The following is a 14,978-nucleotide window of genomic DNA, read 5'->3' on the forward strand; positions in this document are numbered from 1 at the left end:
GGCGACATCCCGGCTCCGGGCTCAACCGAACAGCAACGTCACAACAAGCCACCCCCTCCCACCCCAGCTCCGACCTCAAACAAAGCACAAGGTCACAACAACCCACCCCCTCCCACCCCCAGGAAAGAAAGACCCAAGAGCAGGAGCCCACCCCATGAGCGGCTTCCGTACACGCCTGGCCGCGCTCACGCGCAAGGAAACGCGCCAACTGCTGCGCGACCCGAGCAGCATCGCCATCGGCGTCCTGCTGCCCATCATCCTGATCCTCATCTTCGGCTTCGGCCTCTCGCTGGACGTGAAGAACGCGCCCCTGGCGGTGGTGATGGAGGACAGCTCGCCGACCGCGATGGAGGCCGTCGCGGGCCTGCACCTCACGCCCTACATCTCGCCCGTGATGCTGGGTTCGATGCACGATGCCGAGCGCCTGATGCGCGAGCGCCGGGTCGACGGCATCGTGCGCGTGCCCGGCGATTTCTCGCGCCGGCTGGCGGCCGGCGATGCGCGCATCCAGGTGCTGGTGCATGGGGCAGATGCCGGCCGCGCCAGCATCGTGCTGCGCTACGCGACGGCCGCGTTGCAGCAGAATGCGCAGCGCCAGGCCGATCGCGGCCAGCCCGCGGCCGCCATCGGCCGCGTGAGCGTCGAGCAGCGGCTGTGGTTCAACACCGCCAACACCAGCACCTGGTACCTGGTGCCGGGCCTGATCGTGCTGATCATGACGCTGGTCGGAGCCTTCCTCACCGCGCTGGTGATGGCGCGCGAATGGGAGCGCGGAACGCTGGAGGCACTGTTCGTCACGCCCGTGCGCCCGGTCGAGATCCTGCTGGCGAAGATCATTCCCTACTTCGGCGTCGGCATGGTCGGCCTGACGCTTTGCCTGCTGGCCGCGCGCTTCCTGTTCGAGGTGCCGATGGTCGGATCGCTCGCGCTGCTGGTGCTGTGCGCCATGCTCTACATGCTGGTGGCGGTGGGTATCGGCCTCGTCATCTCCGCGGTGACGCGCAACCAGTTCCTGGCCAGCCAAGTCGCGCTGCTCGCGAGCTTCCTGCCCTCGCTGATGCTGTCGGGCTTTCTCTTCGATCTGCGCAACGTGCCCGCCGCCGTGCGCGTGGTGGGTCAGGCGCTGCCGGCCACCCACTTCATGGAGCTGATCCGCACGCTCTTCCTGGCCGGCGATGTCTGGCCGCTGGTGCTGCGCAATGTCGCCATCCTCGCCGCCTACGCCGTGCTGCTGCTCGGCGTGGCGCGCGCGACCACCCGCAAGACGCTGGACTGAGGGCGGATGCCATGAATGCTTCCTTCGTCGACACCTTGCTGCGCATCCTCAACCTGTGCCGCAAGGAATTCCTGGCCGTGCTCAAGGACCCGGCGAGCCGCGTCATCCTGGTCGTGCCCGCGCTGATGCAGAGCGTGCTGTTCGGCTACGCCGCCACCTACGACCTCAACCAGGCCGACTATGCGCTGCTCGACCAAAGCCGGAGCGCGGCCTCGGCCGCGCTGGTCGCGAAGCTGGACGGCACCGGCGTCTTCCACCGCGCCGCGACGCTGCGCACGCCGGCGGACATCGAGCGCGTCATCGATGCGCAGGACGCCCTGTTCGTGGTCCACATCGGCCCGCGCTTCGAGCAGCAGCTGCAGGCCGGCGAGGAAGCGTCCGTCCAGCTCATCGTCGATGCGCGCAACTCCAACACCGCCGGCTCCGCGGCCGGCTACGTGAGCGCGGTAGTGGCCGACTTCAACGAGCAATGGCGCAAGCAGCACGGTGCGCCGCAGGCGCCGGTGCGCATCGACGCGCGCGCCTGGTACAACCCCAACCTCGAGACCCGCTGGAACCTGATGCCCGGCATGATCGCCGCGCTCAGCATGCTCCAGACCCTGCTGCTGACCGCGCTCTCGGTCGCGCGCGAACGGGAGCAGGGCACCTTCGACCAATTGCTGGTCACGCCGCTCACGCCGACCGAGATCATGATCGGCAAGGCCGTGCCGCCGGTGCTGATCGGGCTGGTGCAGTCCACCATCGTGCTCGGCGTCACGCTGTTGTGGTTCAAAGTGCCGATGGCCGGCTCCTTGCTCACCCTCTACGCGGGCCTGGCCTGCTTCACCATCGCGAGCGTGGGCATCGGGCTGTCGATCTCGGCGGTGTCGGCCAACATGCAGCAGGCCATGCTCTACACCTTCGTGCTGGTCATGCCGCTGATGCTGCTGTCCGGCCTGACCACGCCGGTGCGCAACATGCCCAAGGTGCTGCAGATCGCGACCCTGGCCAACCCGCTGCGCTTCGCCATCGACCTGGTGCAGCGGGTCTATCTCGAGGGCGTGGGCCTGCTGACCGTGTGGCACAACCTCATTCCCCTGGTCGTCATCGCGGCCGTCACGCTGCCGCTGGCGGCCTGGCTGTTCCGCCATCGTCTCGTCTGAAAGAGAGCGCGACATGAAGAACCCGCAATGCTCCTCCTCATCCTGCTCCTCGTCGTTCGTGTTCCGCTGCGGCCCCTTGCTAGCGGCGCTGATGCTGGTCGGCGGCTGCGCCGTCGGGCCGGATTTCAAGGCGCCGACGCCCGAGGCGCCGGCCGACTTCTCGGCCTGGCACGGTGGCTCGGCCGAGCTGCTCGATGCGCAGGTGCGCGACGCGGCGGGCACGCCCCTCGGCTGGTCCGCGTTCGGCGACGCGGTGCTCGATGCGCTGATGGCGAAGGCGCTGGCCGCCAATCGCGACCTGCAAACCGCCGCGCTGCGCTTTGCCCAGAGCCGTGTCCGGCGCCGGCAGGCCGATGCCGAGCGCGGGCCGCAGCTCAATGCCAGCGCGGCGGCTGCGCGCCAGCGCCAGAGCGAGGTCGGCTCCGCCACGCGGCTCATCGATGCACTCAACCCCTCGAACCGCGAGCAGCTGATCGGTGCCTTGAGCGAGCCGCACAACCTCTACCAGGCCGGCTTCGACGCTTCGTGGGAGATCGACCTGTGGGGCCGCGTGCGGCGCGCCATCGAGGCGGCCGATGCCGAGGCCGCAGCCTCGCAGGCCATGCTCGCGCAAGTGCAGCTGGCCGTGCAGTCGGAGCTGGCGCGCAACTATTTCGAACTGCGCACGGCGCAGCGGCAATTGCGCATCGCGCGTGCCGACATCGCCGCCGGCGAGGAGACGCTGAGCCTGGTGCGGGCCCGCGCCGACGGTGGCCTGACGACTGATCTCGATGTGCGGCGGCAGGCGGCCCAGGCCGCGGACCTGCGCGCACGCCTGCCGCAACTGCTGGCGCAGGAGGCACAGGCGAGCAACCAGATCACGCTGCTGCTCGGCGAGCAGCCCGGCGCAATGCAGGCGCAACTCGCTGCCCCCGCCGATGGGAGCGCGAGCGCGTTGCCCGACCTGTCGCCCGGGCTGCCTTCCGAAGTGGCGCTGCGACGCCCCGACATCCGGCGCGCGCAGGCGCAGCTGCATGCGGCCACCTCGCGTATCGGCGTGGCCGTGGCCGATCTGTATCCGCGCATCACGCTGGGTGCGAACTTCGGTTTCGAATCGGTGGGGAGCCGCAGCTTCGGCGAGTGGGGGAGCCGCCAATGGTCCATCGGCCCCAGCCTGCAGTTGCCGATCTTCGATGGCAGCCGGCGGCGCGGCACCGTGACGCTGCGCGAGCTGCAGCAACAGGAAGCGGCCGTGGCATACCAGCAGACGGTGCTGAAGGCCTGGCACGAGATCGACGATGCGCTGAGCGCCTACGCCGCGGAGCGGCAACGGCATGAGCAACTCGCCGACAAGGAGCGGCAGAGCCGGGATGCGTGGGAGCTGGCGCGGGTGCGCTACGAGCACGGGCTGACCGATTTCCTGGTACAGCTCGACGCACAGCGAACGCTGCTGCAGGCGCAGCGGGACCAGGTGGACAGCGTCGGACGACTGGCCATGGACCTGGTGATGCTGACGAAAGCCCTGGGCGGCGCCGCAGAGCCGAATCCCGCACGGCCTTAGTGCGATCAGGTTTACGGCATGCTGGCCTCGCATGCACCTGGAACCGTTCGTCAGCGTCGATGGAATCCCGTTTTCGATTTCGCGAGAGGAGATCGTGAAGACGCGAGGCCAGCCCGCGAGGGCCGGCCGGAACGGTGTCGGGCTCCATGAGCTCGACTACGCGTCGGTGATCTTCCGCTTCCAGGGCGGCGGGAGGCTGGAGGAGATCACACTGCAGGCGCCGGTGGTGAACTTCGGCAATCTCGCGGTGCCCTTCGGTGCGCTGGCGCCGTTCGTCCGGCGTGAAGATCCGGGGGTGTTCGAGCGGGCGGGGTTTGTCGTCAGTCCCCGTTTCGGCCTGGCCTTCGATCCGGATGAGCCGTGCTGGGTGACGGCGCTTGCGGTGCATTGTCTCGATGCGTGGCGGGCTCTGTGAAACAGCTTGGCGGGATTCGCGGCTCTCTGGTCTTGTGGTGCGGAGTGATCCTTCGTAGGCTCGGGCCTTCGCGTCCATCATTGAAGGAGAACCATGAGTACCAACACAGTCAGACTCCATCGCGTCATTGCCGCGAAGCCGGAAAAAGTCTATCGGGCGTTTGTCGACGCCGACGCCAAGGCGCGGTGGCTGCCGCCCAATGGCTTCACCGGGAAGGTTCACAGCATGGAGGTCAAGGTGGGCGGCAAGTACAGGATGTCGTTCACCAACTTCACCACGGGCAAGAGCACGTCCTTCAGTGGTGAATACCGCGAGCTCGTTCCCAACGAACGTCTGCGGTACACCGACGTCTTCGACGATCCGAACCTGCCCGGGGAGATGCAGGTCACGGTCACGTTGAAGCAGGTCCTGGTCGGCACCGAGCTGAACATCGTCCAGGAGGGCGTGCCGGCCATGATTCCGCTGGAGGCATGCTATCTCGGCTGGCAGGAGTCACTGCTGAACCTTGCGAGATTGGTCGAGCCGGACATTGAGGGCTAGCCTTCAGGGCGATGGTCCAATGCGCCCGACCGATCTCTCCGCGCTGTACCTCGAATACATCGCTTGCCTCAACCAGCAGGATTGGGCGGCGCTGGGGCGGTTCGTCGACGATGAGGTGAGCCATAACGGCCGGCGGATCGAACTGGTCGGCTACCGGGACATGCTCGAAAGGGATTTCCGGGAGATCCCCGATCTGCATTTCAGCGTGGCATTGCTGGTTGCCGAGCCGCCCCATGTCGCGAGCCGCCTGGCCTTCGTGTGCAGGCCCCAGGGAACCTTTCTGGGGCTCCCGGTCAACGGCAAGCGAGTTGCGTTCGCCGAGAACGTGTTCTACGAGTTCCGGGGACGGAAGATCTGGCAAGTCTGGTCGGTGATCGACAAAGCGGCGATCGAAGCGCAGCTTCAGGCAGGGCCGCGGATTCACGACGATGTTGTTACTCCCCGTCTCGCGCCCGAGTGAATAGAGTTGCCTTGCGCGCCATCCGAGGCGCACCGCAAGGAGCCGGCGATGATCCGAAACAGGAGCAATGACAAGCAAGCGTCCGACCGAGTGGCACAGGCGCTCGACGTCTATCGAAGCATCGTTGCGTGCCATGAATACCGTGCAAGTCACCGTGACGTTCATGCGCTTACGGCAGGGTTGATGTTGCCTTGCTACCAGGCCGAGTTCAGGCGTCTGACGCTCGAAATGAGCCGTATGGAGGAGGGCCAGCTCAGGTCGGCGCTGCGGCGGAGTCGGGGTGTCGAACATGCGGTTCAGGAGTAGGCCGCCTGCCACCAGAAGTGGTGGTTCACAAGATGTGCTCGAGGACACATTCGTGCGACAAAAAGCGAGTTTGTTTTTCTCCCGGATCCGCTAGAGTCCGCCGGATCCAAAAAAAAGGGAGCTTCCCCAGTGAATAAAAAGACCGCTGCATTGACAGCGCATGCATCGAGATCGCGCACCTCGATGACCTCCGAGCGCCATGCGCCGAGCCGGATTTTGTGCCGCACCGTCCTCGCCGCTTGCCTCTGCGGCGCCGCACTGGCAGGCCAACCTGCCCATGCCGGTTCCGTGAGCTACAGCTACGACACGCTGGGCCGCCTGGCCAGCGCCGTCTACAGCGACGGTAGCGCCACCACCACGATCACCTACAGCTACGACGCCGCGGGCAATCGCACGTCGGTCGCGGCGACCTCGTCGTAGCGGCAGCAGTGTCGCGACAGCCTCGAGGCGAGAAGTGCCTCGGGCCTGCTCGTCTCTCGTTCGTTCTCAACAACAAGACCTCGGGGAGTTCCCATTTCCAAGCTCGCGCGCGCGTGCGCCGTTGCCGTGGCTGTTGCCACATCGCTTGCGAGCGGCCTTGCCGTCGCGCAGATCCAGGGGAGCACTGCGCGCAAGGCCGCACCGCCTGCTGTGGCCCTCGGTGCTCCCGCGGCCAAGGCCAACGTCACCCAGCGCTCGTCCTCCGGCAGCGCGGGCTCGGGCAGTCCCTTGAGCTTCACGAGCGGCCAGCCGGCATTGCGCTACCAGGCGGGCGACCTGCCGAGCGCCAAGGACCCGGTGCGGCGCGAGGCGGTCAAGGATGGGGCGAAGGAGGCCGGTGCTTCCACTCACGCCCCCACCGGTGCTGCGACAACCACCAGCAGCGAATTCGCTCCCGCGCCCGGCGTGTTGCGCGCCAACATGCCCCCGGTCAGCTTCGCCGAGGCCCAGCGCATCCTGAAGGCGAGGGTCCTTCCCGCCAACCTCAACCAGGGCGTCTCCGCGGCGGCGGCTTCGTCGGCGAAGACCGGCAAGACCTCGACGTCCTCCTCCCCCACCTCTACCTCTACCTCCAGCTCGATCTCCACCGCCGCCAAGATCTCCGGCGACGCCGCAGCCTCCGGCCCGGCCTCGATCGCCGAGCTGGCCCGGTCGCTGCGCTACCACCCCGATCTCATCTACCAGTACGTGCGCAACAACATCGAGTACTACCCGGTGTTCGGCCTGCAGAAGGGGGCACTGGGCGCAGTCCTCGACAACCAGGCCACGGCCCACGACCAGGCCACTCTCATGGTCGAGCTGCTGCGCGCCTCGGGCCTGGGAGGCCAACTACGTGCGCGGCATCGCCAAGCTGAGCGCTGCTCAATTGGCCGAGTGGTGGGGCGTGAGCACCGCCAACGCCTGCGGCGTGCTGTCCCTCCTCGGCCAGGCCCAGATCCCCGTCTACGAGATCAACGCCACCACGGCCGGCAGCTGCCCCGGCACCGTGGCCGCATTGACCGATCTGTCCATCGAGCACGTCTGGGTCAAGACCAAGATCAACGGCAGTTGGTACGTCTTCGACCCCAGCTACAAGCCCCACACCTTCAAGAGCGGCATCGACCTGGCCAGCTACGCCGGCTACAACGCCGCCAACTACCTGGCCTCGGCCCAGAGCGGCGCCACTGTTGCGGCCGACTACGTGCAGAACATCAACCGCAACAACATCCGCTTCAACCTCGCCAAGTACGCTGGCATCCTCGCGGGCTCCCTGCGCATTTCCAAGCAAACCGCGACGCTGGACGACGTCCTCGGCGGCAAGACCATCACTCCCTTCTACGGAGCGCTGCGCCAGACATCACTGCCCTACCAGAACACCGCCTGGGGCAGCGAGGAACTCGCCGAACTGCCGGCCTACATGAAGCCCACCCTGCGCGTGCAGTACCAGGGCATCGACCAGACCTATACGTCCGACGCCATCTACGGCCGGCGCCTGACCCTCACCTACAACGGTGCCAACCAGCCCATCCTCAAGTTCGATGGCGTCGCCGTCGGCAACCCGGGCACGGCAGTGACGCCGGGTTCTTCCACTCCCATCACCTTCACCGTCACCCACAATGCCTACGTCTCCACCTGGGCCAACCACAGCTTCACCCAGAAGATCCGGGGCGGCGGCAGCAACACCTTCCTGATCGCCAACGGCTGGGGCCCGGCCGGCCGTGGCCCCGCCGAGAACTACCGAAGGATGCTGAGCGACCTCCGGGCCTCGGGCGCCGCCGACGCCTCGGAGCCGCTGCTGGGCAGCACCCTGGGCGTCATCGGCGCGCAATGGATCGCCCAGAACACCCACGCCGGCACGCTCACCGAGCGCATTGCCGACACCACTTTGCTGCACCAGCACCAGGTCGGCATCGCGGGCTACACCGGCAGTGCCTATGTCGATCTGCCCAGCAACGTGCTGGCCGTGGCCAACCTCGCCGGCAACACCGACAAGGAGAGCGCGGCCTTTGCCAACTGGGCGATGCACCTGAGCATCCTGGAGTCCACCGTGGTGCAGCAGACCACCGGCGTGCCGGCGGTGTCCACCGTCAAGCTCATCGACCTGGCGTCTGCTGCCGGGCAGCGCATCTACAGCGCAACCAATACCAACTACGCCAGTGCCGTGCAACCGAACCTGGTGAACTGCGGGGCGCATCTGGCCAACTTCAGCAGTTATCTCGCCTCCGGCCTGCGCCTGATCCTGCCGGCGCGCTGCGACATCACGGAGAACAGCTGGAGCGGGGCGGGCTACTTCACCGTCGGCTCGGGCCTGTACCTCGGTTCCATCATCAGCAACGGCCTCTCGGGTGGCTACTCGACGTATGAACAGTCGGCTGGGACGCTCTCCGAAATCCTGGTCCCCGCATCCCGAGAGCCACTCAGTCTCATCCAAGCCGGCCTGCAACTCCTGGGCGACCCGATCGACATGGTCCAGGGCCACTTCCTCTACAACCACGAGGACCTCAGCGTCGGCGTCGGCGCCTTCCCGCAAAGCCTGTCCTTCCAGCGCCTGTACAGCTCCGGCTTGCGCAACCAGAACGGCCCACTGGGCCGGGGCTGGACCCACAACTTCAACGCCAGCGCCGCCGTCAACTCCGACGGCTTCCAGGCCATGGGCGAAGACTCGGCGCTGGACGCCGTGGGCACCCTGGTCGAGCACAAGGCCTCCTTCGACCTCTTGATGGACCCGGCACGGCCGCTGGCCAAGCTCGTCACCGCCGCCCTCGGCCAGCGCTGGTTCGGCGACCAATTGATCGACAACACCGTCGTCGTCACCCAGGGCCTCAACGGCGAAGTCTTCGTCAAGCTGCCCGACGGCAGCTACAACCCGCCCCCCGGCAAGTCCGGCAAGCTCACCAGGAACGCCGACGGCAGCTACAGCTACGAGACGCTCAACCGCGCGGTCCTGAAGTTCAACGCCGCCGGCAAGGCGGAAACCTACACCGAGCCCAGCGGGGTTCAAGCGAAGTTCACCTACTCGGGCAACGACCTCACGCAGGTGCAGAACAGCCTGGGCCGCACGCTCACCTTCACCAACGCCGGCGGACGCATCACGCAGGTGAGCGACGGAGCGCGTTCCGTCAGCTTCGGCTACGACGCCAACGCGAACCTCGCCACCTTCACCAACACCCTGGGCCAGGGCACCACCTTCTCCTATGCACTGCCCGGGCAGATCAAGAGCATCTACAACCCCGCGCTGCCTACGACCGCGGCGCTCACCAACACCTACGACAGCCTCGGTCGCGTGCAGAGCCAGGTGAACGCACGGGGCAAGCGCTACGACTACTACTTCGCCGGGTCGAGAACCGAGGAGGTGGGCCCCGGGGGCGTGGCCCGCACCAGCTACCTCGATGGGATGGGCAATGTCATCCAATCCAGCACCCCGGCTGGCAACTGGACCGTCAACACCTACGACGGCCAGTCCCGCCTCATTCGCAAGCAGCTGCCCGAGGGCAATGCGACCGAGTACGCCTACGACGATGCCTCCTGCACGAATCCTCTGTTTCGCTGCACGCACAACGTCAAGAGCATCACCAGCGTGGCCAAGCCGGGCAGTGGCCTGCCCAACCGGGTGCAGCGCTTCTACTACGAAAACGCCTTCAACAAGATCGACACCGCCTACGACGCGCGCAACCAGTTCACCCGCTACACCTATACCGCTCAGGGCCTGCCGCTGACCATCACGGCGCCGGCCGATGCCGCCGGCGTGGCGCCGCAGACCACCTACGCCTACACCGCCTTCACCCCGAGCGGCTATCCGAGCTTCTCCCTGCCGAGCTCCAAGACCGTCACAACCACTTCCAGCAGTACGGTGGTGACCACCACCACCTACAACGCGGCCAACAAGTACGTGCCGCAAACGAGCACGCTCGACAGTCGTGCCGGCAAGCTGAACCTGACGACCGCCTTCACCCACGACGCGGTCGGGAACCTCACCGGCGTCGATGGCCCTCGCACCGACGTGGCGGACACGATCGCCACCAGCTACGACGCCGAGCGCCGGCCCACGCAGGTCACCGATGCGATGGGCAAGCAGACTCGCATTGCCTATGACGCGGACGGCCGCCCACTCCAGAGCGCAGCGCAGCAGGGTGCCCAATGGCTCGTGAGTTGCAGCCGCTACAGTGAGACCGGCAAGGTCACCCGGGCCTGGGGCCCGGCGCTCACCGCCGCCGCGACGACCTGCCCCGGCGAGACCGCTCCCGTCCCCATCACCGACACGGCCTACGACGACCTGGACCGGCCCTTCCGCACCACCAAGTACCTGCCCACGGCCGACGGCGGCAACCGCGTCACCGAGACCGTCTACAACCCCGACGACAGCGTGCAGGCCATCAACAAGGCCGTCGGCACTGCCTTGGCCCAGGCGTATGCCGGCTACAGCTACACGCCCAACGGCAACGTCGACTCGGTCAAGGACGCCAAGAACAACCTCACCGTCCACACCTACGACGGATTCGATCGTCTCGCCAGGACGTACTACCCGCTGCCGGCCACGCCCAACTACGCGAACGCCAATGACTACGAGGAGAACGGCTACGACGCCAATGGCAACGTCACGAGCCTGCGCAGGCGCAACGGGCAGGTCGTCACACAGGCCTGGGACAACGTCAACCGCCTGATCGCCCGGTCCTATCCCAACACGGCCGACAACGTCCAGTTCGGCTACGACCTGCGCGGCCTGAGGACCTTGGCCAAGTTCGCCAACGGCAGCCATGCCATCGGCTACGCCTGGGACAACGCGGGTCGGCTCGCGAGCATGACGGCCGGCGGCAAGACCCTGAGCCACAGCTACGACGCCGCGGGCAATCGCATCCGCACCACTTGGCCAGACGGCTTCTTCACGACCACGAGCTACGACGCGGCAACCGCCCGAGCGCGATCCTGGAGAACGGCAGCGTCAACCTGGCCAGCTACGCCTACGACGACCTGGGGCGGCGCACCACGGTGACGCTGGGCAACGGCACAACGATCCAGCGCACTTACGACAACCAGGGAGCGTTGGCCACCCTGAAGAACTTCCTCGCCTCACCCTCGCAGGAAGTGCAGTACGCGTACACGCGCAACCAGGTCCGCGAGCTCAAGAGCGTCAACTGGACCAACGACCTGTACCAGTGGAGCGGGGCGAGCCCGGGTACGAAGAGCTATGCCAGCAATGGGCTGAACCAGTACACGGCCGTAGCTGGCACGGCCCAGACCTACGACGCCAATGGCAACCTCACGGGGGATGGCACCTGGAGCTATGGCTATGACCTGGACAACCGGCTGAAGACGGCGAGCAAGACCGGAACGGCAGCGAGCCTGGCGTACGACGCCGAAGGGCGCCTGCGGCAGACGGCCATCGGGACGGCCACGACGAACCTGCTGTACGACGCGGCGAACCTGGTTGCCGAGTACGACGCGGCCGGCACGACACTGCAAAGGCGCTATGTGCATGGACCGGGGACCGACGAGCCGATCGTCTGGTACGAGGGAGCAGGCACCACGGCCAAGAACTGGCTCTACGCCGATCACCTGGGCAGCATCGTGGCCACGGCCAACGCGACGGGCGCCTCCACGGGCATCTACAGCTATGGGCCCTATGGCGAGCCGAACACGATGACTGGCCCGAGGTTCCGGTACACCGGCCAGCAGCTCATCGGCGAGCTCGGGCTGTACTACTACAAGGCGCGCTTCTACTCGCCGGGCTTGGGCAGGTTCCTGCAGACCGATCCGATCGGCTACAAGGACGACGTCAACCTGTATGCCTATGTGGGCAACAACGCGGCGAACCGGACCGACCCTTCCGGCTTTATCGCACGCCAGGCAGTGGAGCTGGCTGCGGGTCTTGGAGGAGCCATCAGCAGCGGCTGGAGCGCTTCGGTGGCAGCGTTGAAGAATGAGCCGTTGGTGGATACGGCGCTGAAGAGCGTGGAGGGGCTCAATCCCACGATAGGTGCTTCTGTGGGCACTGGTGTCAAAGCGCTCGGTGTCGCAGAGGGAGCCTTAAAGGGCGTGACTCCTTTCGCCGAGACGGCCTTCAAAACAGCCCACTATGCGTCGCGTCTTGAAGTTGCCGGCGTAAACATTGCTCATGCTGAGACTGCAGTAGCAAATGAGATAAAGGCGATGCGCGGGAACCTGGCTGCAGACGCAGACGTTGTTGGGCGTTTGATCGTCGACGGCGTCGAGTTGGAATATCGTGCACGCTTACTTCCAAGCGGAACTGTAAATGTCGGAACACTTTTTCCAGTGAAATGAACATGCGCCCATTAACCCATGAAGAGAGAATGCTCATAGTCAACTTCGCCAACCGGCTTGAAGAAGGTGAACGGAGCCAACTCCTCGAGGACCTCGAAAAGGCTTCGGCAGCCCCAGCCACCCCGGATGGGTCTCGAGTCATGTTCTTCATAGCTGGGTACGAGCGACCTCAGTATCGTGGGCAGCATCCCTTCGGCGTTGAAGGAAGGATGCTTGACAGTGACGGCACCGAGTTGTCTGTGTTGCTTCACGCGGACGAGAACGGCCGTTTGCTCGAGCTGGAGTTTCTGCGCTGGGATTCGTTCGATCTTCTTGGGCCGAACTGGAAAACGCTCAGGCTGAAGTAGTTCCTTGCCGCTCGTATGTAAACATTCCAAGTGTGAGGGTGCGCAAAGGCGGCTTGCAGCAGCCGACGCCGCACCAACCCTCACGAACAAGCAAAGAAGCTGACCCTCGGTGCTTCTATAGCCCATCACTTATGCGGACATGCGATGAGACTTTCTCCGTTCTTGGTCATCTTTACCTTGAGTCTGTCTGGCTGTGCAACCAAGCCTCAGAGATATTTCATAGGGGACTCGCAGAGCCTGAGCTCTGAGCAAGCGATAGCAGTCCTTATGAAGGAGTCCGCTCCAGGGGAGGGCGCGCTTGGACTGGACCAGCCAACCCGAGTCCTTCACGCCGTGCCATCCCCGTATCCGGGCGAGGCAAGGCGAGCAGGCATTGAAGGCAGAGTCCTTGTCGAAATGGAAGTCGACGAGCGCGGAAACGTTGCTCGGACGATGGTCGTCGGCGAGGCGCCCAAGTTGCTGGCAGACGCGGCAGTCAGTGCCCTCACTCAATGGAAATTTCGGCCTCACACTTATCGTGGCGCGCCGGTCAAGGTGCGGCTTCGTCAGCCGATTACCTTCAAACTGGACCCGCCGGACGAGCCCGCGCCACTCACCCGGTAAGAAAGCCGGACCTGCTGCCCAGCCTCCACGCCTCCCTACCCCAACACATCATTCACCTGCGCATTGAACTCCGCCTCGCCGAGCGCCACCCCGATCTCCCTCGGCAGCGCATCCCTCACCGAGAACACCCCCAGGATCTTCGTCCCCGACACAAGGGGCAGGTGCCGGAAGCCGCGCTCGATCATCAGCACGACCGCATCCGCGACCCGCGTCTCCGGCGCCACGCAGATCGGATTGGGCGTCATCACCTCGCGTACGGCCGTGCGATCCGGATCGAGTCCTCTGGCGAGCACGCGCGTCATCAGGTCGCGCTCCGTCAGGATGCCCAGCAGGATGTCCGGCGGCTCCATGATGAGCACGCTGCCGCAGTTGGCACGGGTCATGACGCCCGCCGCATCGCGCACGCTGGCCTGCGGGCCGAGGCTCAGCACGTGCTTGCGCGATATGGACTGAAACACAGTACGTTCTTCTGCCATGGTTCGTCCTCCAGCAAAACCGGCATGTTGCGACGGGCGCGGGTTCAGCGCAAGGAGGCGTTGAGCTTTTCCAGCGCCGCCGAACCCGGGCACAGGGCGTCAGGGCCCAGCTGGTTGAGCGGCCGCGCGCTGGTGTTGAGCGCCGTGTGCAGATCGGTGGCCAGCGGGTCGACGTAGAGAAGCCCCGTCACCACCTCGCCCATCTCCTGGTGCCGCTGCATGTAGGCCATGGCGGCATGGCGGTCGCCCGGGTTGTAGCCGGGGTGCAGGCTGCGCAGCCGGAGCAGGGTGCCGTCGTGCTGGCGCACGTCCATCACTTCGCCCGGCGTCATCTCCACGCTGATCTCCTCGCGGCTGTGGATGAAATCGATCCGGCTGACCGCCTCGTTGTGCTCGCGCACGTAGTCGTAACTCTTCGTACTGCCGGGGTGGTTGTTGAAGGCGACGCAGGGGCTGATCACGTCGATGAAGGCGGCACCACCGTGGCTGATGGCGCCCTTGATCAGCGGCACCAGCTGCGCCTTGTTGCCCGAGAAGCCGCGCCCGACGTAGGTGGCGCCCAGCTGCAGCGCCATGGCGACCAGGTCGACCGGGCTGTCGGTGTTGATCGCGCCCTTCTTGCTCTTGGAGCCCTCGTCGGCGGTGGCGGAGAACTGGCCCTTGGTGAGGCCGTACACGCCGTTGTTCTCGACGATGTAGGCCATGCGCACGCCGCGCCGCATGGCGTGGGCGAACTGGCCCAGGCCGATGGAGGCCGAGTCGCCGTCGCCCGAGACGCCCAGGTAGAGCAGGTCGCGGTTGGCCAGGTTGGCGCCGGTCAGCACGCTGGGCATGCGGCCGTGCACGGTGTTGAAGCCGTGCGAGGCACCGAGAAAATAATCCGGCGTCTTGGAGCTGCAGCCGATGCCCGAGAGCTTGGCGACGCGGTGCGGCTCGATGTCCAGCTCCCAGCAGGCCTCGATGATGGCGGCCGAGATCGAGTCGTGCCCGCAGCCGGCGCACAGGGTGGAGATCTTGCCCTCGTAGTCGCGCCGCGTGTAGCCGACCTTGTTGGTGGCCAGCGTGGGGTGGTGCAGCCTGGGCTTGGCGAGGTAGGTCATTCTGTTTCCTGGAAATGCGGGGCGTACGAATGGCC

The 14,978-nt window shown here is 66.0% G+C and carries 14 protein-coding genes; 11 read left to right on the top strand and 3 right to left on the bottom strand.

Features of this window, described 5'->3' with window-relative positions; genetic code table 11:
• The first annotated feature begins 154 nt into the window (after positions 1 to 154).
• From J2739_RS14410 to J2739_RS14440, 7 genes are all read left to right on the top strand, one after another.
• Positions 155 to 1,276, top strand: coding sequence for an ABC transporter permease (locus J2739_RS14410; RefSeq protein ID WP_309902743.1), 1,122 nt, complete (start codon positions 155 to 157; stop codon positions 1,274 to 1,276).
• 11 nt (positions 1,277 to 1,287) lie between these two features.
• Positions 1,288 to 2,418, top strand: coding sequence for an ABC transporter permease (locus tag J2739_RS14415; protein WP_309902745.1), 1,131 nt, complete (start codon positions 1,288 to 1,290; stop codon positions 2,416 to 2,418).
• Positions 2,419 to 2,431: 13 nt separating this feature from the next.
• A complete protein-coding gene (locus tag J2739_RS14420) occupies positions 2,432 to 3,958 on the top strand; it encodes an efflux transporter outer membrane subunit (protein WP_309902747.1) in 1,527 nt (508 codons plus the stop codon).
• 31 nt (positions 3,959 to 3,989) lie between these two features.
• Positions 3,990 to 4,373 carry a hypothetical protein gene (locus J2739_RS14425; protein WP_309902749.1) on the top strand — a complete coding sequence of 128 codons (384 nt, stop codon included), beginning with the start codon at positions 3,990 to 3,992 and terminating at the stop codon, positions 4,371 to 4,373.
• Positions 4,374 to 4,466: 93 nt separating this feature from the next.
• Positions 4,467 to 4,913: an SRPBCC family protein gene (locus J2739_RS14430; protein WP_309902751.1), complete on the top strand. Its 447-nt coding sequence runs from the start codon at positions 4,467 to 4,469 to the stop codon at positions 4,911 to 4,913.
• Between the two features lie 19 nt (positions 4,914 to 4,932).
• Positions 4,933 to 5,373: an ester cyclase gene (locus J2739_RS14435; RefSeq protein ID WP_309902753.1), complete on the top strand. Its 441-nt coding sequence runs from the start codon at positions 4,933 to 4,935 to the stop codon at positions 5,371 to 5,373.
• Positions 5,374 to 5,808: 435 nt separating this feature from the next.
• Complete coding sequence (locus J2739_RS14440) at positions 5,809 to 6,099, top strand: RHS repeat domain-containing protein (RefSeq protein ID WP_309902755.1); 291 nt, start codon at positions 5,809 to 5,811, stop codon at positions 6,097 to 6,099.
• Between the two features lie 407 nt (positions 6,100 to 6,506).
• Here J2739_RS14440 and J2739_RS14445 read toward each other — a convergent pair whose 3' ends face one another.
• Entirely contained in the window at positions 6,507 to 6,746 is a 240-nt protein-coding gene (locus J2739_RS14445) for a hypothetical protein (RefSeq protein WP_309902757.1), read from the bottom strand.
• 245 nt (positions 6,747 to 6,991) lie between these two features.
• Here J2739_RS14445 and J2739_RS14450 point away from each other — a divergent pair, with 245 nt between their 5' ends.
• The 4 genes from J2739_RS14450 (at position 6,992) to J2739_RS27915 (ending at position 13,367) form a co-directional block, all read left to right on the top strand.
• Positions 6,992 to 11,128: a DUF6531 domain-containing protein gene (locus tag J2739_RS14450; RefSeq protein WP_309902758.1), complete on the top strand. Its 4,137-nt coding sequence runs from the start codon at positions 6,992 to 6,994 to the stop codon at positions 11,126 to 11,128.
• A 647-nt stretch (positions 11,129 to 11,775) separates the two neighbouring features.
• Positions 11,776 to 12,417, top strand: a complete 642-nt coding sequence (locus tag J2739_RS14455) for an RHS repeat-associated core domain-containing protein (RefSeq protein WP_405053894.1) — start codon at positions 11,776 to 11,778, stop codon at positions 12,415 to 12,417.
• Positions 12,414 to 12,764: a DUF6984 family protein gene (locus J2739_RS14460; protein WP_309902760.1), complete on the top strand. Its 351-nt coding sequence runs from the start codon at positions 12,414 to 12,416 to the stop codon at positions 12,762 to 12,764. The genes J2739_RS14455 and J2739_RS14460 overlap by 4 nt, the downstream gene beginning before the upstream one ends.
• Positions 12,765 to 13,031: 267 nt before the next feature.
• The gene (locus tag J2739_RS27915; protein WP_405053885.1) at positions 13,032 to 13,367 is read left to right on the top strand and encodes an energy transducer TonB; all 336 of its coding nucleotides are present in this window, start codon (positions 13,032 to 13,034) and stop codon (positions 13,365 to 13,367) included.
• Positions 13,368 to 13,402: 35 nt separating this feature from the next.
• On the opposite strand, the gene J2739_RS14465 is transcribed toward J2739_RS27915, so the two are convergent.
• Together J2739_RS14465 and J2739_RS14470 are read right to left on the bottom strand one after the other, a co-directional pair.
• Positions 13,403 to 13,843 (bottom strand): CBS domain-containing protein, encoded by a 441-nt coding sequence (locus J2739_RS14465; protein ID WP_309902762.1) that lies wholly within the window; start codon positions 13,841 to 13,843, stop codon positions 13,403 to 13,405.
• A 44-nt stretch (positions 13,844 to 13,887) separates the two neighbouring features.
• Entirely contained in the window at positions 13,888 to 14,943 is a 1,056-nt protein-coding gene (locus J2739_RS14470; protein ID WP_309902763.1) for a 2-oxoacid:ferredoxin oxidoreductase subunit beta, read from the bottom strand.
• Positions 14,944 to 14,978 lie beyond the last annotated feature (35 nt).

The sequence above is a fragment of the Variovorax soli genome, from assembly GCF_031454625.1.
Classification (GTDB): Bacteria; Pseudomonadota; Gammaproteobacteria; order Burkholderiales; family Burkholderiaceae_C; genus Variovorax; species Variovorax soli_A.

Coding starts and splice junctions, on each gene's coding strand:
- J2739_RS14410 (WP_309902743.1), top strand. CDS start 155: ATGAGCGGCTTCCGTACACGCCTGGCCGCGCTCACGCGCAAGGAAACG.
- J2739_RS14415 (WP_309902745.1), top strand. CDS start 1,288: ATGAATGCTTCCTTCGTCGACACCTTGCTGCGCATCCTCAACCTGTGC.
- J2739_RS14420 (WP_309902747.1), top strand. CDS start 2,432: ATGAAGAACCCGCAATGCTCCTCCTCATCCTGCTCCTCGTCGTTCGTG.
- J2739_RS14425 (WP_309902749.1), top strand. CDS start 3,990: ATGCACCTGGAACCGTTCGTCAGCGTCGATGGAATCCCGTTTTCGATT.
- J2739_RS14430 (WP_309902751.1), top strand. CDS start 4,467: ATGAGTACCAACACAGTCAGACTCCATCGCGTCATTGCCGCGAAGCCG.
- J2739_RS14435 (WP_309902753.1), top strand. CDS start 4,933: ATGCGCCCGACCGATCTCTCCGCGCTGTACCTCGAATACATCGCTTGC.
- J2739_RS14455 (WP_405053894.1), top strand. CDS start 11,776: ATGACTGGCCCGAGGTTCCGGTACACCGGCCAGCAGCTCATCGGCGAG.
- J2739_RS14460 (WP_309902760.1), top strand. CDS start 12,414: ATGAACATGCGCCCATTAACCCATGAAGAGAGAATGCTCATAGTCAAC.
- J2739_RS27915 (WP_405053885.1), top strand. CDS start 13,032: ATGAAGGAGTCCGCTCCAGGGGAGGGCGCGCTTGGACTGGACCAGCCA.
- J2739_RS14465 (WP_309902762.1), bottom strand. CDS start 13,843: ATGGCAGAAGAACGTACTGTGTTTCAGTCCATATCGCGCAAGCACGTG.
- J2739_RS14470 (WP_309902763.1), bottom strand. CDS start 14,943: ATGACCTACCTCGCCAAGCCCAGGCTGCACCACCCCACGCTGGCCACC.